This window comes from Paenibacillus hunanensis (genome assembly GCF_014645615.1).
GTDB classification, from domain to species: domain Bacteria; phylum Bacillota; class Bacilli; order Paenibacillales; family Paenibacillaceae; genus Saccharibacillus; species Saccharibacillus hunanensis.
Genome location: NZ_BMMB01000002.1, coordinates 580,422 through 602,763, shown reverse-complemented (window position 1 = coordinate 602,763; position 22,342 = coordinate 580,422). Strand labels below are relative to the sequence as shown.

The following is a 22,342-nucleotide window of genomic DNA, read 5'->3' as shown; positions in this document are numbered from 1 at the left end:
AAAATATAATTTCCAGCCAGATTCTGATAAAATCCTGATATTTGCCGTATACAATGAACTCATCCCAAAGAAAAGGAGTTGAGCACAATGGCAAAATTCGACGATTTCGATCTGGATCTGGTGAAAAACCCGCAGCAATCTTCACTGCAAGTGGAGCCGCAATGGAAAAGTAAAAGCTTCTGTACACCAGGTTGTGTAACTGGCGTACTGCAAACATGCTTTATCCAAACTGCGACTTGCAACTGTCATATCAGTAAGTAATCAAACGGGTCGTATACATACGTATACTATAAACTCAGGGAACGACCTGTGTATGGAATGATTGCAAGCGGGGGACGAGGGCTACCTTTAGGGGAAAGCGGCGTACTCCGCTTTTTTTATATCGCTTGGGATCGATGATGAATAAGGGAGGTGAAGACATGCGTTCAGTTAAAGTCATATCTTCTGTTGTTTGTATGGTGCTCGTTTTCGTAGCCACAGGCTGTCAGAGCATAGATCAATTCAAGAAAAAGGTGATCACCGAAACGGAGAAAACAGCCAGCTATACGGTGGACCCCGATGTAGAGCCTGTAACGATGGAGCAGTTAATTGATAGCGGTCGGTTAGACTGCTTTGTATTTAATGGCGATGTGTACCAGATGCAGAATGAGGTGAAATCGGATCAGGTCGGACGTGCGATTGGATCGGTCGGTGAAATGTACTTTGTGGATCAAAACGGTAAGCGATGGAGCAAGCAGGAGCTGAAGCAGCCTTACGTATACTCGAATCCAAAAGACGTTCGCGAAAAAAAATCATTGAAGTATGGAGTCGTCTATCAGCCCAAGCAGGCGGCATCAGACTCCAAAAATGAATCGGTTATCATTCGTTTCAATGATCAATACATGCTAGCTACCAAATCTAAAGGATAGAGGATGAATCATATGAGTGAATATATATTGGAAACACAACAACTCTGCAAAACCTTCGGACGCGAAACGGCTGTTGCTGATGTGAGTCTACAGGTTCGGCGCAATAGCGTCTACGGTCTGCTTGGACCGAATGGCGCGGGCAAATCGACTACGCTCAAAATGCTCACAGGATTGCTATCGCCCACTTCGGGTAACATCTTATTCGATAATCATATATGGAGCCGCCGCGATCTAAGCCATATCGGTGCATTGATCGAAGCGCCACCACTGTATGCCAATCTGACGGCACGCGAGAATCTCAAGGTGCACAGCATTTTGCTCGGGCTGGATGACCGCCGCATTAGCGAGGTGCTGGAAATGGTCGCTCTTACTCATACCGGGCGCAAACGAGCTGGGCAATTTTCGATGGGGATGAAGCAGCGGCTTGGCATCGCCATCGCTCTCCTGAACCATCCGCAGCTATTAATTCTGGATGAACCGACCAATGGTCTCGATCCGCTCGGCATTCAGGAGCTGCGCGAATTGATTCGTTCTTTTCCACAAATGGGCATGACAGTCATTTTATCGAGCCATATTTTATCCGAGGTCGAGTTGATTGCTGACCATATCGGCATCATTAATAACGGTAAGCTTGGATATCAGGGTGAGATTCATCCGGACGATGATCTGGAGCAGCTGTTTATGAATGTGGTACAAGCAGATCGTATGAAGGAGGGAGTGACACGATGATTCGCTATCTACGTGCAGAGCATCTCAAATTCAAAAAGTCCTTTTCACGTAAAATGCTGCTGGTTGTGCCTGTACTGGTGCTGCTATTTTCCTTTTTCATGAATCCGATGTATACGGTGACCAATACGTTTAACTGGTGGTCGATCTTCTTCATGCCATTAGTGATCGCCCTGTTAAGCGGCTTATCTCACCAGAAAGAGGAGCGTTCGATCGGCTATAATCGCATCTTTTCGCTACCAGTCTCGTTGTCTAAGGTCTGGTACGCCAAGGTAATCGTAATTGCAGGCTATACGCTGGGCATGCTGATCTTTTTTGAATTGATCCTGCTGTTGTTTCAAATCGTTATGCCGATCGGAGGACAATGGTCGAATACACTGCTCGCGGTAGGGCTACTCTGGCTCGGAACGCTATGGCAAATTCCATTTTGTCTATGGCTGGCACGCAAATGGGGACTGGTCACGGCGCTGCTCGTGAATGCGGTAGGTGGAATTGGATTAGGCACGTATCTTGCGCCATTGCCGATATGGTGGATCAATCCATGGAGCTGGGCGATTCGGATGATGTGTCCGACGATTGGCGTACATCCGAACGGTGTGCCGCTTGCACCCGGAGATACGCTGTGGAATCCCGCTGTCATTTCAATCGGCGCGCCATTAGCGCTTGTGTTATTTGCACTCGTGCTGCTCTGGACAGGATCGGCATTCGCAGGTGTAGCACGCTCATCCCGTATGCAAACGGAGGTGAATTAAGATGATCGCAGTCTGGCGTTGTCTTCATGCGGATGGGTACAAAATGAAACGGACGCCTTTTATCTGGATGCATGTGGGCTTGCCGCTGATCTGGACGGTTGTCTATCTGCTCTATATTCAAGGTAGGCCGTATGCGCTGGTCAATGTGTATACGGGCTATATGGAGGCGCTGGGTGCGATGATGCCGCTATTGTCCGGCATCATTTGCGGTATGGTTGCCGCGCAGGAGGCACAGGCAGGTCATTTTCAAAATGTATTGACCCGTACACGTACGAAAGAAACCGGGTATGTCAGCAAGCTACTACTCGTTTGGGGCTGTGGCAGTCTGGCGATTATTTTATCCGTTTTGCTGCTTGGCATTGGCATCCCGCTGGTATTGCCAGTGGCGCATGTTCCGTATGGCGCATTTCTGCTGGGAGCGGTTTATTTGCTACTCAGTAGTGTTATACTGTACGTAATCCAGTTATGGGTAAGTTTTACATTCGGTATCGGAGCGTCGATTTTGTTGGGCGGTTCGGGTACGTTGATTGCGGCGATTATGATCACCGGTCTGGGCGATCATATCTGGCACTATATCCCGTGGGCATGGGGGGTACGGATGACCGACAGTATTGCACTGCTGCATATGGGCACATTGACCGGAACGGTACAGTCGTATCTGGAACAGGATATGGCGATGGGATGGCTATGGGTTATTACAGCTAGCCTGATTACACTACTGGGCAGTCTATTGTGGTTCCGTCACTGGGAAGGAAGCCGAGCGTACGAATAAGCCGAACTGGAGACCAATTACGCGCTAGGAGTGATGGTCGTGTTCAAAATACTGGCAATTGATGATGATCGTGATATTCTTACGCTTATCGGTAATATTTTGCAATTGGATCAGCATCTAGTTAGCGTTCGCGATCAGGTGCATCAGCTAACGATTGAGGATGTGCAGGGTTATGATTTGATTTTGCTTGATGTGATGATGCCGCAGCTCAATGGATTTGATTTTTGCTGTACCATTCGAGATGCGGTTGATTGTCCTATCTTGTTTTTGACAGCACGTTCCGAGGAGGAAGCGATCGTACAGGGACTCATGACAGGGGCCGACGATTATATTACCAAGCCGTTTGGTGTGAAGGAATTGCGAGCACGTGTGAATGCCCATTTGCGGCGGGAGAAAAGGGAGAAGCGACCGTCGCGTCAACAGATTGGCGATTTCACCTTCGACTTTGATCTGCGGCAAATCTGGATTGATGATATCCAGCTGCATCTCACCAAAAACGAATACAAAATATGCGAATGCCTGGCTCGCAATCGTCATCATGTGTTCACGCGGGAAGAGATTTACGAAGAAATCTATGGCATGGATGGCAATGCACTGTATTCGACCATCACTGAATTTATCCGGTCGATCCGTAAAAAATGCAAAGAACATAACCGAATGCCGATTACGACCGTCTGGGGTGTTGGATACCGGTGGGAATAAAAATACATAAACGCAAAACGACCCTGCGCCGAGAATTGTTCAAGTATCTGGTTGCGCTTGGGCTGAGCTTTGTGCTGGTTATTGGATTGTATCTGGCACTCACGACCTTTGCCATTAGTGCAGGCTGGGTGTTCCCTGCCAACTATAATGAACAGCTGATCAAGCAGGGAGAGCCGATTATACGCGAAGCACCAGTTGTGCATGAGGATATGCTTCCGCTTGGCTCCAAGTATGTCGTTCTGGATAAACAGAGTCATGCTGTGCTGTATGGCAATATGGACGATGCCGAGGTGAAGCTCGCCAGTCAGCTCGTGAATGGACGATCTCCAGCATATTACGGACAGACCGTGTATACCCTGATTGAGCGTCCTAATGATTACTGTGTGCTGCAATCTGATCTGCGTCCGCAATTCAGCTCGCCCTATTTACGTAGCCATCTGCCCAATTATGAATGGACAGGCAATGTACTGCTGGGGCTATCCATCGTGATCATCTCTTTTCTGGTGACGACTATATTTGCCAGAAGATTTCAGAATAGTCTCAAGACGTTAACACGCATTACCCGTCATATCCAAAACCAAAATCTCGATTTTGCGGAGAAGAAGTCAGGCATTAAGGAATTTGACGATGTGGCGCAGGCGTTAACTGAAATGAAGGATGCATTGCAGCAATCGCTGGAGACGCAATGGAAAATGGAACAGACCAAGCAGGAGCAGATCGCCGCGCTTGCCCATGATATCAAAATTCCAGTTACTATTATTCGCGGTAATGCGGAATTGCTGAGTCTGTCCGAGCAAAATCACGAACAGGATATGTACACCCGGTACATATTGAATGCGAGCGACAAAATCGACCAGCATGTACGCATGCTGATTATGATGTCGCGCACGGGCAGTAGCCTGACTCTCCATAAAGAGAATGTCGCCATTCAGGAATGGTTAAAGGAGCTGCTGAGTGATACTCGTGCCTATGCAGGCTGCAAGCATATCGCGATCGAACAGCAGGGGCAATGCACCGACATGGTCGTGCCACTGGATAAGCAGCTGTTTCACCGTGCCCTGATGAATATTATTGCCAATGCACTCGATCATACGCCAGAAGGTGCCAGTATGCATATCGATGTCCATTGTGATCGACATGGCTTAACCCTTGTGATTACCGACAGTGGGCCGGGCTTTACGCCAGAGGCACTGGAAAAGGCGACCGAGCTATTTTACAGAGGCGATAAAGGTCGGAACGCAGATGGTCACTATGGCATGGGATTGACCTTTGCCGATTATGTAATCAAGCTGCATCATGGCTCGCTACAATTGCAAAACGATCTCAAGGGTGGAGGCGGGCAGGTGACGATTCGCGTGCCGGTTGCCACGGAAGAAGCGCAGTCAACATCGAATATGGCGAATGGAAATGTGTAAAATCTATTGCTTGCTCGTATAAATAAATGACATCCTTCAGCGCCTTCCTCACGTATGTATAATGGAGCACAGCCGCTATTGATTCATCCTGTAAAGGATTGACTTAATAGTATGTGGGATTTTGAAGTGTGCTATACTATTGCACATCCGGCCACTTGGTCGACGTGGAGTGAAGCGTTGGAGGAGGAAGCTTATGAACTCAAGGTATTTGGCGAGTATTTCGCTTGCGGTGATGGCAGCCGGATTCATCGTGACGCTGTTTCTGCCGCAGACGACACTCGTTTTGCTGATTCAGGGCGGCTTTGAGGCCGGACTGGTCGGTGGGATTGCCGACTGGTTTGCGGTAACCGCGCTGTTTCGGCATCCGCTGGGATTGCCCATCCCGCATACATCGCTGTTAACCCGTAATCGCGAGAAGATTATCCGCTCGCTTATCTCGGCGATGGAGAACGAATTGCTCAACAAGGAAAGTATTGAAAATAAACTGCGTCAGTTCAAGCTGTTTCCGTTTGCACTGTCTGCCATCACACGCCAGTTAGGTAAAAAAGCGATTCGACGCGAGCTGGTAAATCTGGTGATCCCACCTGTACAACGGATGGATATGAAGCCGATTGCCCATTTTGTCACCTCTGGTCTGGCAGATTATATGCAAAAAGCCGACCTGCAAGCGGCAGGCAACAAGGTGCTAACCCATATGCTGACCGAGCGCTACGATGAAAAAGCGCTGGATCATATTCTCAAGCAGGTGCATAACTGGGCAAGCAAGCCGCAAAACCGCGACACGCTTGGTAAGCTGGCACTGGAGCAATTAGAAAATATTAACCTCGGCGGCTTCAAGGGCTTCGCCTTTCAAGCATTCGCCGGTATGATCAACGAGGAAATGGTCGGCGGTATTTTGCAAAATGCGATCCTATCCGCGATGGATAATTTACAGGAACCAAGTAATGAATATCGTGAATCCCTGCTACGCGAGCTGCGTGTGCAAATGTTCCAGGTCATCGACGACGAAAATACCTGGGTACGTGTCAAAGACTGGGCAGGCGACATGCTGCACGGCGAAGCCGCTCACCTCTTCATCATGGAACGTCTGGAGGAAGTACGCGGCATGGCCATCCGTATGCTGGAGCAGGAACGCGATACAGGCGGCAAAAATCTGTTCCGCGTCTACCGCACCGTCGTGCGTGAGCTAGGCAAAGATGAAGAGAAAGTACACAGCTGGGAAGACCGCCTGCGCAACGGCATCATCCACGCCGTCAGCCGCAACCATTACCGCCTCGGTCAACTCGTCAAAGAAAACCTCGACCAGATGGACAACGATACTCTCGTCCATATGCTAGAGGAAAAAGTCGGTCAAGACCTCCAATGGATCCGCGTCAACGGCGCCATCTGCGGCTTTATCGTCGGTATCATCCTATCGCTTATTCACCTGAGCTTAGGTGCACTATAATACGTAACACATTTATTCATTCGAGCTTACGAGTACCAATCAATACATGCAAAAGCCCATCCGCATAGGGAGATTTCTCTCCCCTGTCGCAGATGGGCTTTTATATTTTGTTGAGTAAAGAAAATGCTGCATTTAGCATAGAACGAAGGCAAGGAAATAAGGGAAAAGGACGACTTTGGAGCGATGAGAATCTACAAGTAACTCCTATTCGGTAGATTCTCATCGCTCCACCTGAGTCCGTTCCCTTATTCCTTGCCGGAGTGCTGTAACTCAAAAGCACCCAATTTAACAAACTCATCATTCAGCTGTCCAAAATCGAAATCCCCCTGAACACCAACGATTCATAGGGCTTCAGCGTCGCCGGTTGCTCCGAGATCAACGCCCGTGCCACCTCACGCGAATGATCCTCATGCGTACACAGGATCAACTCCGCCGTTTCCAGCCGTGATGCCAGCTCCTGCGGAAGCTGCAATTCCGTCTCCGAGCGCGAGAAGTTCAGCATGATCAGCCAGTGCTCATCATTCCACTCCCGTGTATACGCAAAAATATGATCATGCTCGGATAACATACACTCATATTTCCCATACAACAGGGCAGCACTTTTACGACGCAAATGAATAAGCGTACGATACAGCGTAAAGATCGAATGCGGATCATCCGTTTGATCCTGTACATGAATTTCTGCCTTATTCGGATTTACCGGAAGCCATGGCTCATGCTCAGAAAAGCCTGCATAGGTGCTATCATCCCACTGCATCGGCGTACGCGCATTATCGCGGGCTTTGGTACGGATTCGCTTCATAATCTTCTCCGGGTCTTCGCCATGCTCCTTCACCATCAGCTCATAATACATGCGTGCCTGCTGCTCGGTCACATCATCGATCGTATGCATATGAGGCGAGTTGGTCATACCAATCTCATCACCCTGATAAATGTACGGCGTTCCGCGTAGCGTCAGCTGGAAGATACCGAGCATTTTCGCTGATTCTACCCGATATTCGCCCTCATCACCCAGATAGGAGACGAGCCGTGGATGATCATGATTACTCAAATACGTTCCCATCCAGCCTTCGCCGTACAGATCGTTTTGCCACTTGGCGACGATTTCCTTCAGCTCGTGCAGATCCCAGGATTTACTTTTCCACATATCGTCCGGATCATCGCAGATTTTGGAGGCTTCAATCATGAGCACCATATTCATTTCCTCGCGCTCTGGATTGGTATATTCCTTCACATCCTCCAGCGAGACGTCAGACGCCTCGCCTGTAGTGAACATTTTATAATGAGAAAATACCTCGGTGTACATTTCATGCAGGTATTCATGAATATGCGGCCCATTTTTATAAAACTCGGACGAATTCGCCTGCATTTTATGCGTATCGGTTGCGGGTGGGAAGCTCGTATCCTTAGAAATGGCGTTGACCGCATCGATTCGGTAGCCGTCTACGCCTTTGTCCAGCCAGAAGCGCATCATCTGATGCATCTCGCGTCGTACCTCAGGGTTGTCCCAATTTAGATCAGCCTGATGCACACTGTAGGAATGCAGGTAATATTGCTCGGTTTCTCGATCATACTGCCACATGGAGTCGCCGAGAAAGGACGTCCAGTTATTCGGTGGCCCTCCATCCGGCGCAGGATCGCGCCAGAAGTAGTAATCCCGATATTTATTGTCACGGGAGGAGCGAGCCTGCTTGAACCATTCGTGCTGATCGGAGGTATGGTTAATCACCAGATCGAGGATCAGCCGCATATTGCGTCCATGAAGCTCCTCCAGCAGCTGCTCTAAGTCCTCCATCGTGCCATACTCCGGGTTAATTGTACAGTGATCGATCACATCATACCCGTAATCTACATTCATCGTCGTATAGATGGGAGACAGCCAGATCACATCCACACCCAGATCCTGCAAATAATCGAGTCTGGATATGATCCCTTGCAGATCCCCAATACCATCATTATTGCTATCTTGAAAGCTACGCGGATAGATTTCGTAAACTACACTTTCCTTCCAAAATTCAGGCTTCATAATTTTTTTCATATACGCTTCTCCTATTCCGATGTGAATGACGTCACGGTATTAGCTCATGTAATGTGTGATGTATGTGCTTGGACTGAGGGAAGTCATTTTTTAACACGAGGTTCAATGAAAACGTGATGCTGGCGAAAGCAAAATAGCTTATCTCATCCCATGAAGCCTCACTCACGGTTGCTATCCAATGTATTGTGCAAAATGAAATAAATCGTCTACTTTCTACATACCCGCATCAAGGTGACAACAATCGGTCAGGTTAGAGTCGAGACTGTATATTTCTATTCATAGGTACGTATCGTTCAAATACGAATGCGGGATGCAGGGAATATGGTTATATAGTAAACAGATGTGATGGGGGAGATGATCGGAATGGTGAGTCCAGAACTTGAAGTTATACGTTCTGAGCATGAATGGACATGGTATCGGCTACAGGACAGCAGACAATTGATTGAGCACGAGGATTTTAATGAGCGGATGCAGGCATGGGCGGCTGAAAGTGTGATGTGTCGGCACAGTCATATTTCGACGATCTCGTATGTGGAGGGCAATAATGCGATGAACGGCACATTGACTGCTCGCTTGGCAGATAGTGCGGCAGACGGGTGGATTTTTCATTATTATGTGAATGGGGATAAGCTGATCACGACAGGCGATACCGACTGGTTAGAGCAGGTGATTGGTGTGACCGAATGGGAAGAGTATGTACGCAAGCAGCAGACACCGATTGAGGGTTTTATTTTTATTATTAATTCCTTCATTCGGGCACTCTTCACACGAATGGATGCGATCGAGCAGAATCTGATGAAGATTGAGGAACGGATGCAGGGCAATAATGGTAGCCGCTTGCTCAAGGAAATTATCGATCTGCGTAATCAGCTCACTCGCTGGAATATGCATACGGTCGCTCTGCGCGAGATTGAATACGCCATTGAAGAGACGTTTCCCGATACGACAGAGCATTCGAATACGTGCCGGATTATGCAGATTTATTTGAAGCGTATTCGTATGCTACAGCAAAATTATGAGCATGAGATCGATTCACTGCTCAAGGTCGATGATAATATCGGCAACTATCGTTCTAATATGATCATGAAGACGCTGACCGTATTTACGGTACTACTCACACCGATGACAGCACTGGGCGCCATCTGGGGAATGAACTTTAAAAATATGCCCGAGCTGGACTGGTCATGGGGCTACGCTGGAGCGCTTGGCTTGATCGGTCTGACCACGTTAATTACGTATCTGTGGCTGAAGAGCACAGGTCTGACAGACGATATTCTAAAAATTAACATTAAGGATGAGGAAGAATCCGATAACTAAACACTCCTACATTCACATACAAACCAAATAGCCTTTCTGCGGAAAGGCTATTTATGTTGCGTGGAGAATGTAACATTTTAGCGTATTCGAGTGTTATATGTATAACACCTCTAGTGTTAGCGATCTCCTAACACGAGGTGCAATAAAAAAGTGATTTTTGCAAAGCAAAATATCTTACCGAATCTAGTGTTAGCGATCTCCTAACACGGGGTGCAATAAAAAAGTGATTTTTGCAAAGCAAAATATCTTACCGAATCTAGTGTTAGCGATCTCCTAACACGAGGTGCAATGAAAAAGTGATTTTTGCAAAGTGAATAGTTCACCATTTTTAGTAAATGAATTGTTTCTATTTGTAACCTTCCTCAGGTTGTTCGCCGATAGTAACGATGATAACGTACATAGAGTCCGGGCAGCAGCATGTCGACAAGAAGCGCTTTAATGACGTATTGGCAGTACATCATCGATGCAAAAGCGCTCGATTGCGGCATACCCACTCTAATGTGATCGATAGCGTATCCATATAAAGCTGGATAGAGATAGGAGCGCTTGATCCCAAACGTTATGGAGATCAGCTTGCTAGAGGACATCGGAATAGGGAAACAAGTTTGTAATCAGGGGACAAGGGGATGACAAAGTGAAAAAGAAAGTTAGCATGGCAGTGCTGGCAGCAGCACTAACTGTAAGTGGGGGCGTACATATACCGTACGCGGTTGCGGCAACGCCGATTCAAATTGTGATCAATGGAGTACAGCTGAGCACAGATCAGCCTGCTGTCATGTCGGGAAGTCGCACGATGGTACCGCTGCGAGGCGTATTTGAGGCGATGAATACGAATGTAGACTGGAAGCAGAGCACGCGTACCGTAACCGCAAGCAAGAATGGAACAACCGTTATTTTACCAGTAGGCTCCAAAACCGCCAAAATCAATGGCAAAACAACAACACTGGACGTACCTGCTAAGGTGATCAAAGGACGTACGATGGTGCCGCTACGCTTTGTAACCGAAGCACTGGGCAGCAAAGTCGATTGGAATAAATCCACACAGACTGTCACGATTGCGACCACGACGCCAACACCTACACCAACGCCTACGCCAACACCGACTCCTTCAGGTGCTGTGATGCCTGTAGCGTTTGTGAATGCGAGCGTGATTGGACAGCAGGGCAATGGCGGCGACATTCAGGTGATTTTCCCATCGTCATCAAGTAAGACAGGATTAAGTCAGTATCGTATTTTTGTAGCGAAAACATCCGATTCGAATCCATTTACGCTGTCGCGTGCGCTTACTGTACCGGCAGCGAATTATCAGGCCATCCCGGCGGGTAGCACAAGTGCGTATACGATTTCGCTAACGCCACAATCGCGTGATATTGACGGTGCCTTTATTCAAAAGGGTACATCGTATCGTGTATATGTGATGGCTGTCGGAAGTGCAGGCTATACGAGCGCGCTGACTCCAGCTCAATCCTCGATCACGATCGGTGGAACCGTGTCAGCCACAGCTACCGCTAGTAATGTGAAGCTGGTTGATGTAGCTGACTTCAACGATGGACGCGATCTGTCAGTATCGTTTGACAAAGCATCCGATGAAAGTCTGGTATCCGGCTATCGTGTGTTTATCGTGAGAACGAATAGCGCGAGCAGCTTCAATCTGTCGCAAGCGACCGCTGTACCTTCAGCGAACTACACCACCGTAAGTAAAACAGGCTCCAATCAAACGGTGCGTCTGCAATCGACAGCACGCGATACATCTGGCACGATCATCCAAAAGGGAATTTCGTACACTGCCTATGTTATGGCAATCAATACAGCGAATGACGGTATCGGTCTGTCTGCGATGTCGAACAGCATTACACTGGGCAATGCTGCACCGGTAGCAACGATTACGAAGGTAGCCGATGTGAGCAATTTTGGCGATTCCCGCGATCTTCAGGTATCGTTTGATAAAATATCCGATGAATCTCGTATTAGTGGCTATCGTATTTTCGTCGTACGTAGCAAGGATTCGAGCAACTTCGATCTGTCGACTGCCAGCTCGCTTGCTTCTTCCCGTTATATGGATGTGTCCAAAACAGGCGATTCCCGTATCATTACGCTGTCCTCGGGTTTGAAGGATAGCAATGGCGATGCGATTGTGAATGATGTTCCTTATCGTGTATTCGTGATGAGCCGTGGAACAGGCTCCTATGGGGATGCATTGTCCTCGTCATCGTCTACGATCACATTGTCTTCCAGCAGCAAAACTGTAGGCAGTCCGAGCAGTGTGACATTAAGCGATGTGAGTGATTATGGAGATGGACGCGATGTACAGGTAAGCTTCACCAAAGCTAGTGACGAGACGCTCGTTAGCCAGTACCGCATCTTTATTACGAAGTCCTCCAGCTCTCTGTCACTCAGTCAGGCACAGAGTCTGACCAGCTCCCGTTATACCTCGGTGAGCAAAAATGGCTCGAACCAGACGGTTACACTGACATCGGGCGCGCGCGATACCGATGGTGATCTGATCAAAAATGGTGTGACCTACCGTGCATTTGTAATGGCAGTAGGAACAGGTGATGCATCGGATACGTACACACTGTCCTCCGCCTCTGGTACAGCAGCATTGTCCGGTAGCACCGCTGTACTGGCTGTATCCGGTGTAACCGCAACGAATAGTGGTGCACGTGGTGATGCGTCTGACATTACAGTAAGCTTCACACCTGCGAATGATGCCGGTGTATCGGAATACCGTATTATCGCGGTACGTAGCGATCAGGCAGGTGCATTTAATCTGGCAGCCGCAAATGGTGTAGTCGCTGCGAATTATACGCGTGTTGCGAAGACAGGCGCTGCGGTTACACAGGCGCTTACTGCGGCAACACGAGATAATAATGGTAACGCGATTGTACGCAATGTCGGCTACCGTGTGTATGTACTGACAGTAGCGGATGGACTGGTTCGTTCGGTTAACGCCCTGTCCGCTGCATCCGGTGAATTCAGTCTGACCGAAAAAGCAGTCGCAGCAGCGACTTCCGTATCCGCTGATCTGGTGAGCAACAACAGCGCGATTCGTGTAAGCTTCACACCACCAGCGAATACGACAGGAATTAGCTCCTATGCGATCATGCTCGTGCCATCCGGTAATGCGACCAGCTTCACACTGGCAGATGCTAACCGTGTGACTGCGCCGAACTACCAGACGGTAACAGGCTCGACTTATAATGAATGGTCATTTACAACGTTGAATACCGATGCAACGGGCAATGCCATTCGTGCCAATGTGGCATATCGTGCATTCGTGCTGTCCGTTGCCAATGGCAGTACAGCAACAGTAAACGCATTGTCTGTCGCTTCACGCGAAGCAACGATCATTTCGCAATAATCACCAACGCATCGATGTGCTCAAGCCGTTCAGCTCTAGCTGGACGGCTTTTTGCTGGCCTCTGTTGACTGTACACACTGGGAAAAGGGTAAGATAGAGACAGGTCATATTATCCTGTGCCCCTGTGGCGGAAAGAGGGAATCACATTGGAATATGTTAAACTGGGCCGTACTGGTCTTGAAGTATCACGACTCTGTCTGGGCTGTATGAGCTATGGTATACCGGATCGTGGCGCGCATCCGTGGACACTGGATGAAGAAACGAGCCGTCCATTTATCCGGCAGGCACTGGAGCTGGGAATCAATTTTTTTGATACAGCAAATGTATATTCAGATGGAACAAGTGAGGAAATTGTCGGTCGTGCGCTCAAGGATTATGCGCACCGTGATGATATCGTTATCGCTACCAAGGTACACGGCAAAATGCGCCCTGGCCCGAATGGTGGCGGCTTATCACGTAAGGTGATTATGAGCGAGATTGATAACAGTCTGCGTCGTCTGGGGACAGACTATGTGGATTTATACCAGATTCATCGCTGGGACCCGCTCACTCCGATTGAGGAGACGCTGGAAGCGTTAAATGATGTCGTACGAGCCGGTAAAGCACGTTATATCGGCGCTTCATCCATGCACGCGTGGCAATTTATGAAGGCGCTCGATATTTCACGTCAGCGGGGCTGGGCGAGCTTTGTATCGATGCAGAACTATGTGAATCTGATCTACCGCGAAGAGGAACGCGAAATGCTGCCACTCTGCCTGGAGGAGGGCATTGGTGTCATCCCATGGAGTCCACTGGCACGAGGACGCTTAACCCGGAACTGGGAGGAGCAGACCGCACGCTCTGAAAGTGATGCATTTGGCAAAACGCTCTACACCGCTGCGGTCGACGCTGACCGTGAAGTAGTAGGGCGTGTAGCTGAGATTGCCGCAGAGCAGGGCGTTCCACGCGCACAGATCGCTCTCGCCTGGGTATTACAGCAATCTGCGGTCACCTCACCGATCATTGGTGCTACCAAGCTACATCATCTGGAGGACGCTGTCGCTGCCCTTGAAATCAAGCTGACAGCCGACGAGATGGCGCGACTGGAAGAGCCGTATGTACCGCATCCGGTGACAGGATTCCAGTGATCGCTAACCTGGTCACAGAGAACACTAGCGTCTAGCTCACCACCTGTTGATGATCGAAGCGTCCTGTATCATTTACACGTCTAGTCCAACCGATCTTATACAAAGTTGGAGATATCCATCTTGAGCTACACTGCGAAGTCGTTTGTATGCGATATTTTGCTTCAACGAGAATAGATGGCACACCAAAAAGCACCGCTATTGCATAACAGCATAGCGGTGCTTTCCATCGTGAGCGTGCTTGTTCATGTTAGGCGATGCTTCCCACACTGTGGGACGTGATCGTCTTATTTTTACCCGAGCGCTTCGCATGATATAAATACTGATCCACCTGCTCGAATAGCTGCTCCTTATTGAGTCCAGGCTCACAGCTATGCAGCCCGATACTGATTGTAACCGTCTGATTGTCCAGCTCTGCCCAGTGAAGCAGGGACAGATGTCGTCGTATATTTTCAACGAGTGCATAAGCTTCATCAAATGTTTTGTCGAAAATGAGCAAGGCAAATTCCTCTCCGCCATAGCGTGCTGCAATATCGCTGGAGGAGATATGATCCTGAATAATCTGTGCCACCGTGCCAAGCACTTTGTCGCCAACCTGATGACCATACGTATCATTGATCAGCTTGAAGTTATCGATATCGAGCAAGGCAAGATGCAGCGTCACACCCTGGCTGGCATAATCAAAGGCGGTATCGTAATAGTCTTTGAACGACACTTGATTATACAGATTGGTCAGACCGTCGGTTTTGGAAATCTTACTCATGATTGCATTTTTAACGATGAGATCCTGCTTGGATTGCATCGTATGATGCAGATGGTTTAAAATCTCGCTGCCACTTGAAACGATAACATGAGCGACGAATGTTCCTCCCAGTATAAATGCAGGTATGGAAATAACATCAAAAGGAGTGAGGAACGTACGAAAGTGGGGATCGGCGAAATATAAGGTCAGGAAGGCGAACATCTGCAACAATGCCGGAATCCAGAGCAACCTCTTATTAAAAAAAATTACTGCCGAGAATATGGGCATCAGGCAGAGGGCGGTTATAATGCGGATATCATAGTTGAGATAAATAATCGTCCATGTAATAAATGTACTTGTTAAAAATAGAGCATAATACGAAAGTTGTAACCGAGTACGATGAATCCAATCAGCCCATACGATCATCAGCACCATACACGATGTCGGAATCAACAAAATATGAACAAAAAAGTGATAAGCAGTTGCTGGATAGTCCAAAAATAAAAAAGCCCCGAGCTGGGCAAAAAAGTGAATGAACACAACCACCCAGTAGGACCTCAGAAAATTGCGAATCCATTTTTGCTGCTTATTGACATGCTCCAGATGGTCAAACACAGAATCTGAGGATTTCATAACATCACCATACTGCCTCATTAGATAAATTACCAAACGATATACGTATTCACCTAGTTATTATAGATCATTATTTGGACAGAAAGAAGGTAATTTTTGGCACGATAGACAGGATAAACGGTAGGAATGAGTGCTTTTTTGACAATATTCTGATAATTTTATTCACACACTGTCACTCTATACATACAGATTACCAACGATGGAACTATTTGTTGTGCATGCTAACGATCAGAGTGTCTACAATAAAGCGCGAATCATGTCTCGATGCGTGGAAATAGGAGCGTTTGCATAGTCCCATCTTCCTGATTAGCCGAAAATCGACAAACGCAATAGGGACGCAAGTAAAAGCGGTTTCTTTTTTTCAAATTAAATTACAAAAATTCCCTTCCGGTGATTGTATTTAAGAGAATCATGAGTTATAATGAGTATAACGAAATCGTGACCTGAACTCACATATTGTAGAGGGTTATTGGTTTGTAAAAATAATAACCTTGTACAATATGTGATTTTTCATTTTATCGGATGTTTTTTTCTGAATAAAGAAGGTCATGTAAATTTAATTTTTGGAGGTACCCCACATGCAAACAGGTACAGTTAAATGGTTCAACGCTGAGAAAGGTTTCGGCTTCATCGAAGTTGAAGGCGGCAACGATGTATTCGTACACTTCTCCGCAATCCAAGGCGACGGTTTCAAAACTTTGGACGAAGGTCAACGCGTAGAATTCAACGTAGTTGAAGGTAACCGTGGACCACAAGCTGAGAACGTTGTAAAACTGTAATTCAGCTTATAAAAACGCCCTTAACGTCAGTTAAGGGTGTTTTTTTGTGTTTATAAATTTGTGTTTATAAATTGTTGTGTACAGCCTTCATATGGAGGGTATAGCCCAATCTTGTCGCGATCTTCTACCTGCAATGACGCATACGTCGGAAACGCAATTTTTATTGTGATTTACATAAATGATATAACATATTATAATATATGTTAATATTAAACATAAATCCTAATCCAAAGGTGATATTATGCCAGATAGCCCATTGTCTTTAAAACCAAGGTATGAACAGATGTATATTGAGCTTCGTTCACGTTTGCAAAAAGGGGTGTACGGAGTCGGCGATAAGCTCCCTTCTGAAAAAGAGCTGATGAAGCAGTTCGATGTGAGCCGTATCACCTCGAAAAAGGCGCTTGATATGCTGGTGCAGGAAGGCTATATTGTTCGCCAGCCGGGACGGGGATCGTTTGTCATTCATGCGGGTGATCCGCCCGGTGAAAGCTATTCCGCTTCAACAAAGGCACCAGAGCCGCAGGAGCAAACAGGCGTCCAGCGTCGTCTGGCGAGCAAGCAGATTGTGATCGGTCTGATTATGGAGGACTTTAGCGACAGCTACGGCAAGGAGATGCTGGCAGAGATGGAGCGTACCGCACAGCGTCTGAATGTGTATCTGCTGATGCGGATGTCCTTTTCACAGCCGGATATTGAAGAAAATGCGATTCGCAGTCTGCGTGAATACGGAGTGGACGGACTGATTATTTATCCGACACGCGGACAGAGCTTTAATCCGGAGATTTTACGGCTGGTTATTGATCGTTTCCCGCATATACTCGTGGATCGCTATTTTAAAGGCACCGAATCGGCTTCGATCAGTACGGATAATGTAGAGGCAGCGCGCAAGGGCACGAATCATCTGCTCGATCTGGGACATCAACATATTGGTCTGCTCGCCTCCAAGGTGATGGACAATGTGGCGATTGAGGAGCGGATCGAAGGCTTTGTGCGTGCGCATGCGGAGCGTGGAGTCATACTGGATCGATCATACTGGCTCACCGATATGACGTGGAATGGAGAGACGGAAGCGGAAGAGCAGGAGCGTGTGCGCGTTAATGTGGATACGATCCAGCAGATGGTAGAGCATCAGCCGCAAATGACAGCGATCTTTGCGATGCAGTATGAGTTGGCGCTATTTGCCAAGGAAGCGCTGGAGCATGCTGGGGTGAAGATACCGGAGCAGATTTCGCTGATTTGCTTTGATAGCCCGCAGGCGAGTGCAGCGCTGTATCCATTTACACATTTGCAGCAGGATCAGCATTCGCTCGGACGACTGGCTGTAGAAAATGTGCTCAAGCTTATTGCTGGTGAAACGCTACCGGGACGAATCTCGCTTACTGCCGATCTAATTCATGGTCTGTCTACAGCACCAGCACCGGCGTTGTCTGGAGCCGCTCAGGTGAAGCGTGCGACTGGAACCGATTAATTCACCTATCGCGATTGGCTAGAGGGAGTGATCAGCTAGCAGGTCAGATAGGTGAATACATGAGCATATTATCGTTTCATTGGACGTCATGGTCATGCAATAAATGGATAATATCATAGCTTATTCAAAACACCGGATGATATGACAATATTATCCGGTGTTTTGTGTAATTTAAATTAAATATTATAATATAATATATTGACATGTTATTTAGAGTGCATTATGATATTGCCATAAATGAAAGCGCTTTATATGAGGAGGGATGTTATGAACGAACAGGAGGAAGCGATTGTCCCCTTTTCAGTGGAACAACTCATATCCAGTGTTGCCGGCAAGCTAGAAGATCGACCTAAGCTGGCGCATATGTTCGGCAATTGTATTCGCAATACGTTAACAACGACACTCCGACCTCAGCAGGACGGTACCGTATTCGTCATTACCGGCGATATTCCAGCGATGTGGCTGCGTGATTCGGCAGCACAGGTTAGACCTTATCTGCTGCTTGCGAATGAAGACGAAGGACTTGGCGATCTGGTGAGCGGTGTGGTGAAGCGGCAGATTCGTTATATTTTGCAAGACCCTTATGCGAATGCCTTCAACGAAAGTGCAGATGGTAGTGGGCATCAGGATGATCAAACGGAGATGACGCCGTGGATCTGGGAGCGCAAGTATGAAATTGACTCGCTCTGTTATCCGCTCCAGCTCGCGTATCTGCTCTGGCAGAAGACAGGACGTACCGATCATTTTGACGATGAATTCCGTCAGGCATGTCGGACGATTCTGGAGGTATGGCGCACCGAGCAGAATCATGATGAGCATTCCACGTATCGATTTGAACGGTTTGACTGTCCAGCTTCGGATACGCTCCCTCATGACGGGAAAGGTAATCCGGTTGCAGTTACCGGCATGACCTGGTCGGGCTTCCGGCCAAGTGATGATGCGTGCGAATACGGTTATCTGGTGCCAGCGAATATGTTTGCGGTTGTGGTGCTGGGCTATATGCAGCAGATTGCGACTGAAGTATATAGCGATCAGGAGCTGACCGAATCAGCGGCTACCCTACAGGAGGAGATTCGGGCAGGAATCGAGAAGTATGGCATCGTTAATCACCCGAAGTTCGGCCCGATGTATGCGTACGAAACCGATGGGTACAGCAACTATAATCTGATGGATGATGCGAACGTACCGAGCCTGCTTTCCCTGCCTTATCTGGGCTACTGCAAGCCGGACGATGAATATTATCTGAACACAAGGCGCTTTATCCTGAGCAAGCATAACCCGTATTACTATAGTGGCTCCGCGGCGCAAGGCATTGGCAGCCCGCATACGCCGCCACAGTATATCTGGCATATCTCACTGGCAATGCAGGCGCTCACATCACTCGATTCGGAAGAGCAGGAACGGCTGCTCACGCTACTGGAGAACACCGACGCAGACACTGGATTTTTGCATGAAGGCTTCCACGCCGATAACCCGGCAGAATATACTCGGGAGTGGTTTTCCTGGGCAAATTCATTATTTAGCGAGCTGATCTTGACCCATTGTGGCTATGATGTGCCGAGCAGCAGGCTGAAATAAGAATAGGATTCCCCTAACAAGGGATTCGGAAATGTAGGAAGCGAGACTTACTGGATTACCATTTACACAAAGGGGCGATCAGTATGAAAAAGCAAAGCTACAAATGGGCAGCAGGTATGCTACTCAGTCTATCCGTATTCACCGCAGCCTGTTCTTCCGGCGGCACAGCGACAACAGGCTCTGCCGATGGTGGTTCCGCTTCTAGCGGCAGCAAAGTGGTCAAGGTAGCCTACGGCAAATGGAACGACACCGATGTATGGGGCAAATGGCTAGCCGACGTGAAAACTGAATTTGAAAAGGAAAATCCGGGCGTAACCGTAGAGCTACAGCCGATCCAGGGTGCACAATATGCAACGAAAATTCCGCTATTGATGTCCGATCCAAAAACCGCACCTGAAGTACTGGCAGAGGATTCCTTCATGATCAATGCCGATAGTGCAGCCGGTTATCTGGAGCCACTGGCAGTCGATCAGTGGAGTGACTGGAGCAAGTTCAATGATGGCATCAAGGCAGCTGTCAAAGGTAAAGACGATAAGAGCTACGGCGTACCGTTCTCCACTGACGTTCGCGGTCTCTATTACAATAAAGAGCTGTTCAAAAAAGCAGGTCTGCCTGTACCTTGGCAACCGAAAAACTGGCAGGATATCCTGACAGCCGCTCAAACGTTAAAAGACAAACAGCCGGATATCATCCCATTCTGGATGAACTCCAGCAAAGCCGGTCAGGAAGCAACAACGATGCAGACCTTTGAAATGCTGCTGTACGGAACACAGAACACACTGTTTGAAAACAACAAATGGGTGACTCAAAGCCCTGGTGTACTCAGCTCCCTGCAATTTATCAACGATATCTATAGCAAGGGTCTAGGTCCACAGCTGTCTCAGGTAATGACTGCACAGGCTGGACAGGTGCTTGAAACAGACCTGATGCCGAATCAAAAGGTCGGTATCGTGCTGAATGGTAGCTGGTTGCCATCTACATGGGCATCTACTGGCAGCAAGCCATGGCCAGAAGCGCTCAATGTGTATGATTTCGTGAAAATGCCAACACAAAACGGTCAGGACCCAGGCTACACTTCAATGTCTGGCGGTTGGACACTGGCTGTGGGCGCGAAGGCGCAGCAGAAGGATCTGGGCTGGAAATTCATCCAGATGGCAGTGAATGAGAAGTACAACAAAGAATACGCAATGCTGGACAGCGCACTGACTCCACGTACTGACGTAGCCAAGGATTCGGAATATCTGAGTCAGCCAGGCACACTGTATGCAAAAGCAGCCGATTTCATTAAATATACTCACGTTCGTCCAAGTAACTCTGACTATCCAGTTGTATCCACAGCAATTCAGCAAATGGTCGAAACGGTTGTTACAGGTGGCGCAAGTCCACAGGATGCGATGAATCAATTCTCGCAAAGTGTGCAGCGAAGCCTTGGTGCTGACAAAGTAGCACCAGCAGCTAACTAACGACAAAGTGATGGTAAGGTAGCCGATTCAGACAGGTAGCCGGTCGCCGGGAATGCCGGGCAGCCCGGCTGCCTGACTGTTTACAGATAGAGCGTACAGGAACGATAGAGAAACCGTGATGGGGCTTAGCAAGCTGGCATGAAGGTGCTGGTGAATTGATCCAGATCGCGTGATGGAGGAGGAGACTGAAGATGGAGGCTGTACAAGCGCGCACTACTGCGAGCAAGCGTCGGAATAATGCTGAACAGTGGCGAGCATTAGTGTTTTTGTCGCCAAGCTTTGTTTTGCTGCTGGCGTTCTTTTTCGTACCGACCATTCTGACGTTTTATTTTGCTTTTACGAATATGGCATTGACCGGTGCTGCGGCAGCGGATACGCAATTTGTAGGCTTTGAGAACTTTAAAAATATGTTTCAGGATGCCAGCTTCCGTACTTCGGTCTGGAATACGATCATTTTCCTGATCTTTTCCGCGGTGATCGGACAGCAGGTGATGGGCTTTATTATTGCGGTATTGATGAACGGACGCAGTCGCGTCTTCCGCAGTGTGATTGGCTCGATCGTTATCGCGGGCTGGGTAGCACCGGAAGTGGTGTGTGCGTTTGTATGGTTTGCCTTTTTGAATGATACCGGTACGGTGAACACTTTTCTCCAATCGGCGAATATTACGCCGATCGCCTGGCTGTATACGTTCCCGATGGTATCGGTCATTATCGCCAATATCTGGCACGGTACGGCATTCTCAATGATGGTGTTCCAGGCAGCGCTTGGTGATGTACCGCGTGAGGTGGAGGAATCCGCGATGATCGATGGCGCGAATGCATGGCAACGCCTGACACGAATTACGCTACCGATGATCGTCAGCTCGGTAACGACCAATATGGTACTCGTTACGCTGCAAACACTCGGTTCCTTTACACTGATCTACGCTCTAACTGGCGGTGGCCCGGGTCTTGCGACAGAGACGCTTCCGATCTATATGTATCATCAGGCTTTCGTGAATTATCAGTTAGGCTATGGAACAGCAATCTCGCTAATGCTGCTGTTGATCGGTATTATTGCCAGCCTTATCTATATGCGCATGCTAAAAGTGAAGCTGTAAAAGGAGGAAGAACA

The 22,342-nt window shown here is 48.1% G+C and carries 18 protein-coding genes; 16 read left to right on the top strand and 2 right to left on the bottom strand.

What is annotated here, in order from left to right; translation table 11 throughout:
• Positions 1-87 precede the first annotated feature (87 nt).
• The 8 genes from IEX62_RS05935 (at position 88) to IEX62_RS05900 (ending at position 6,722) form a co-directional block, all read left to right on the top strand.
• A complete protein-coding gene (locus tag IEX62_RS05935; protein ID WP_188774481.1) occupies positions 88-261 on the top strand; it encodes a gallidermin/nisin family lantibiotic in 174 nt (57 codons plus the stop codon).
• A 158-nt stretch (positions 262-419) separates the two neighbouring features.
• Complete coding sequence (locus IEX62_RS05930; RefSeq protein WP_188774480.1) at positions 420-908, top strand: NisI/SpaI family lantibiotic immunity lipoprotein; 489 nt, start codon at positions 420-422, stop codon at positions 906-908.
• Positions 909-920: 12 nt separating this feature from the next.
• Positions 921-1,637, top strand: a complete 717-nt coding sequence (locus tag IEX62_RS05925; protein WP_188774479.1) for a lantibiotic protection ABC transporter ATP-binding protein — start codon at positions 921-923, stop codon at positions 1,635-1,637.
• A complete protein-coding gene (locus IEX62_RS05920; protein ID WP_188774478.1) occupies positions 1,634-2,386 on the top strand; it encodes a lantibiotic immunity ABC transporter MutE/EpiE family permease subunit in 753 nt (250 codons plus the stop codon). The genes IEX62_RS05925 and IEX62_RS05920 overlap by 4 nt, the downstream gene beginning before the upstream one ends.
• A 1-nt stretch (position 2,387) precedes the next feature.
• Positions 2,388-3,158, top strand: coding sequence for a lantibiotic immunity ABC transporter MutG family permease subunit (locus IEX62_RS05915; protein ID WP_188774477.1), 771 nt, complete (start codon positions 2,388-2,390; stop codon positions 3,156-3,158).
• A gap of 39 nt (positions 3,159-3,197) precedes the next feature.
• Entirely contained in the window at positions 3,198-3,860 is a 663-nt protein-coding gene (locus tag IEX62_RS05910) for a response regulator transcription factor (RefSeq protein ID WP_188774476.1), read from the top strand.
• Positions 3,851-5,275, top strand: a complete 1,425-nt coding sequence (locus tag IEX62_RS05905) for a sensor histidine kinase (protein WP_188774475.1) — start codon at positions 3,851-3,853, stop codon at positions 5,273-5,275. The genes IEX62_RS05910 and IEX62_RS05905 overlap by 10 nt, the downstream gene beginning before the upstream one ends.
• 193 nt (positions 5,276-5,468) lie before the next feature.
• Positions 5,469-6,722, top strand: coding sequence for a DUF445 domain-containing protein (locus tag IEX62_RS05900; RefSeq protein ID WP_188774474.1), 1,254 nt, complete (start codon positions 5,469-5,471; stop codon positions 6,720-6,722).
• 301 nt (positions 6,723-7,023) lie between these two features.
• Here the strand turns inward: IEX62_RS05900 and IEX62_RS05895 are convergent, their stop codons facing one another.
• Positions 7,024-8,760 carry a glycoside hydrolase family 13 protein gene (locus IEX62_RS05895; protein WP_188774473.1) on the bottom strand — a complete coding sequence of 579 codons (1,737 nt, stop codon included), beginning with the start codon at positions 8,758-8,760 and terminating at the stop codon, positions 7,024-7,026.
• Positions 8,761-9,123: 363 nt separating this feature from the next.
• Between IEX62_RS05895 and IEX62_RS05890 the strand changes: the two genes are divergently transcribed.
• The 3 genes from IEX62_RS05890 to IEX62_RS05880 all read left to right on the top strand — a co-directional run bounded on the left by IEX62_RS05890 (position 9,124) and on the right by IEX62_RS05880 (position 14,565).
• The gene (locus IEX62_RS05890; protein ID WP_188774472.1) at positions 9,124-10,077 is read left to right on the top strand and encodes a CorA family divalent cation transporter; all 954 of its coding nucleotides are present in this window, start codon (positions 9,124-9,126) and stop codon (positions 10,075-10,077) included.
• Between the two features lie 634 nt (positions 10,078-10,711).
• Positions 10,712-13,438 (top strand): copper amine oxidase N-terminal domain-containing protein, encoded by a 2,727-nt coding sequence (locus tag IEX62_RS05885; RefSeq protein ID WP_188774471.1) that lies wholly within the window; start codon positions 10,712-10,714, stop codon positions 13,436-13,438.
• 146 nt (positions 13,439-13,584) lie between these two features.
• Entirely contained in the window at positions 13,585-14,565 is a 981-nt protein-coding gene (locus IEX62_RS05880; protein WP_188774470.1) for an aldo/keto reductase, read from the top strand.
• Positions 14,566-14,812: 247 nt separating this feature from the next.
• Here the strand turns inward: IEX62_RS05880 and IEX62_RS05875 are convergent, their stop codons facing one another.
• Positions 14,813-15,937, bottom strand: coding sequence for a GGDEF domain-containing protein (locus IEX62_RS05875; RefSeq protein ID WP_188774469.1), 1,125 nt, complete (start codon positions 15,935-15,937; stop codon positions 14,813-14,815).
• A gap of 578 nt (positions 15,938-16,515) precedes the next feature.
• Between IEX62_RS05875 and IEX62_RS05870 the strand changes: the two genes are divergently transcribed.
• The 5 genes from IEX62_RS05870 (at position 16,516) to IEX62_RS05850 (ending at position 22,328) form a co-directional block, all read left to right on the top strand.
• Positions 16,516-16,716, top strand: coding sequence for a cold-shock protein (locus IEX62_RS05870; protein WP_017813974.1), 201 nt, complete (start codon positions 16,516-16,518; stop codon positions 16,714-16,716).
• A gap of 283 nt (positions 16,717-16,999) precedes the next feature.
• Positions 17,000-18,187: a GntR family transcriptional regulator gene (locus tag IEX62_RS05865; protein WP_188774468.1), complete on the top strand. Its 1,188-nt coding sequence runs from the start codon at positions 17,000-17,002 to the stop codon at positions 18,185-18,187.
• A gap of 267 nt (positions 18,188-18,454) precedes the next feature.
• The gene (locus tag IEX62_RS05860; RefSeq protein WP_188774467.1) at positions 18,455-19,765 is read left to right on the top strand and encodes a glycoside hydrolase family 125 protein; all 1,311 of its coding nucleotides are present in this window, start codon (positions 18,455-18,457) and stop codon (positions 19,763-19,765) included.
• 83 nt (positions 19,766-19,848) lie between these two features.
• Positions 19,849-21,228, top strand: coding sequence for an extracellular solute-binding protein (locus IEX62_RS05855; RefSeq protein WP_188774466.1), 1,380 nt, complete (start codon positions 19,849-19,851; stop codon positions 21,226-21,228).
• Positions 21,229-21,419: 191 nt separating this feature from the next.
• Positions 21,420-22,328 (top strand): carbohydrate ABC transporter permease, encoded by a 909-nt coding sequence (locus IEX62_RS05850; RefSeq protein ID WP_188774465.1) that lies wholly within the window; start codon positions 21,420-21,422, stop codon positions 22,326-22,328.
• Positions 22,329-22,342: the final 14 nt, after the last annotated feature.

Bases quoted from the DNA above. Each gene is read 5' to 3' on its own strand.
- IEX62_RS05935 (WP_188774481.1), top strand. From the start codon at position 88: ATGGCAAAATTCGACGATTTCGATCTGGATCTGGTGAAAAACCCGCAG.
- IEX62_RS05930 (WP_188774480.1), top strand. From the start codon at position 420: ATGCGTTCAGTTAAAGTCATATCTTCTGTTGTTTGTATGGTGCTCGTT.
- IEX62_RS05925 (WP_188774479.1), top strand. From the start codon at position 921: ATGAGTGAATATATATTGGAAACACAACAACTCTGCAAAACCTTCGGA.
- IEX62_RS05920 (WP_188774478.1), top strand. From the start codon at position 1,634: ATGATTCGCTATCTACGTGCAGAGCATCTCAAATTCAAAAAGTCCTTT.
- IEX62_RS05915 (WP_188774477.1), top strand. From the start codon at position 2,388: ATGATCGCAGTCTGGCGTTGTCTTCATGCGGATGGGTACAAAATGAAA.
- IEX62_RS05900 (WP_188774474.1), top strand. From the start codon at position 5,469: ATGAACTCAAGGTATTTGGCGAGTATTTCGCTTGCGGTGATGGCAGCC.
- IEX62_RS05895 (WP_188774473.1), bottom strand. From the start codon at position 8,760: ATGAAAAAAATTATGAAGCCTGAATTTTGGAAGGAAAGTGTAGTTTAC.
- IEX62_RS05890 (WP_188774472.1), top strand. From the start codon at position 9,124: ATGGTGAGTCCAGAACTTGAAGTTATACGTTCTGAGCATGAATGGACA.
- IEX62_RS05875 (WP_188774469.1), bottom strand. From the start codon at position 15,937: ATGAAATCCTCAGATTCTGTGTTTGACCATCTGGAGCATGTCAATAAG.
- IEX62_RS05870 (WP_017813974.1), top strand. From the start codon at position 16,516: ATGCAAACAGGTACAGTTAAATGGTTCAACGCTGAGAAAGGTTTCGGC.
- IEX62_RS05865 (WP_188774468.1), top strand. From the start codon at position 17,000: ATGTATATTGAGCTTCGTTCACGTTTGCAAAAAGGGGTGTACGGAGTC.
- IEX62_RS05860 (WP_188774467.1), top strand. From the start codon at position 18,455: ATGAACGAACAGGAGGAAGCGATTGTCCCCTTTTCAGTGGAACAACTC.
- IEX62_RS05855 (WP_188774466.1), top strand. From the start codon at position 19,849: ATGAAAAAGCAAAGCTACAAATGGGCAGCAGGTATGCTACTCAGTCTA.
- IEX62_RS05850 (WP_188774465.1), top strand. From the start codon at position 21,420: ATGGAGGCTGTACAAGCGCGCACTACTGCGAGCAAGCGTCGGAATAAT.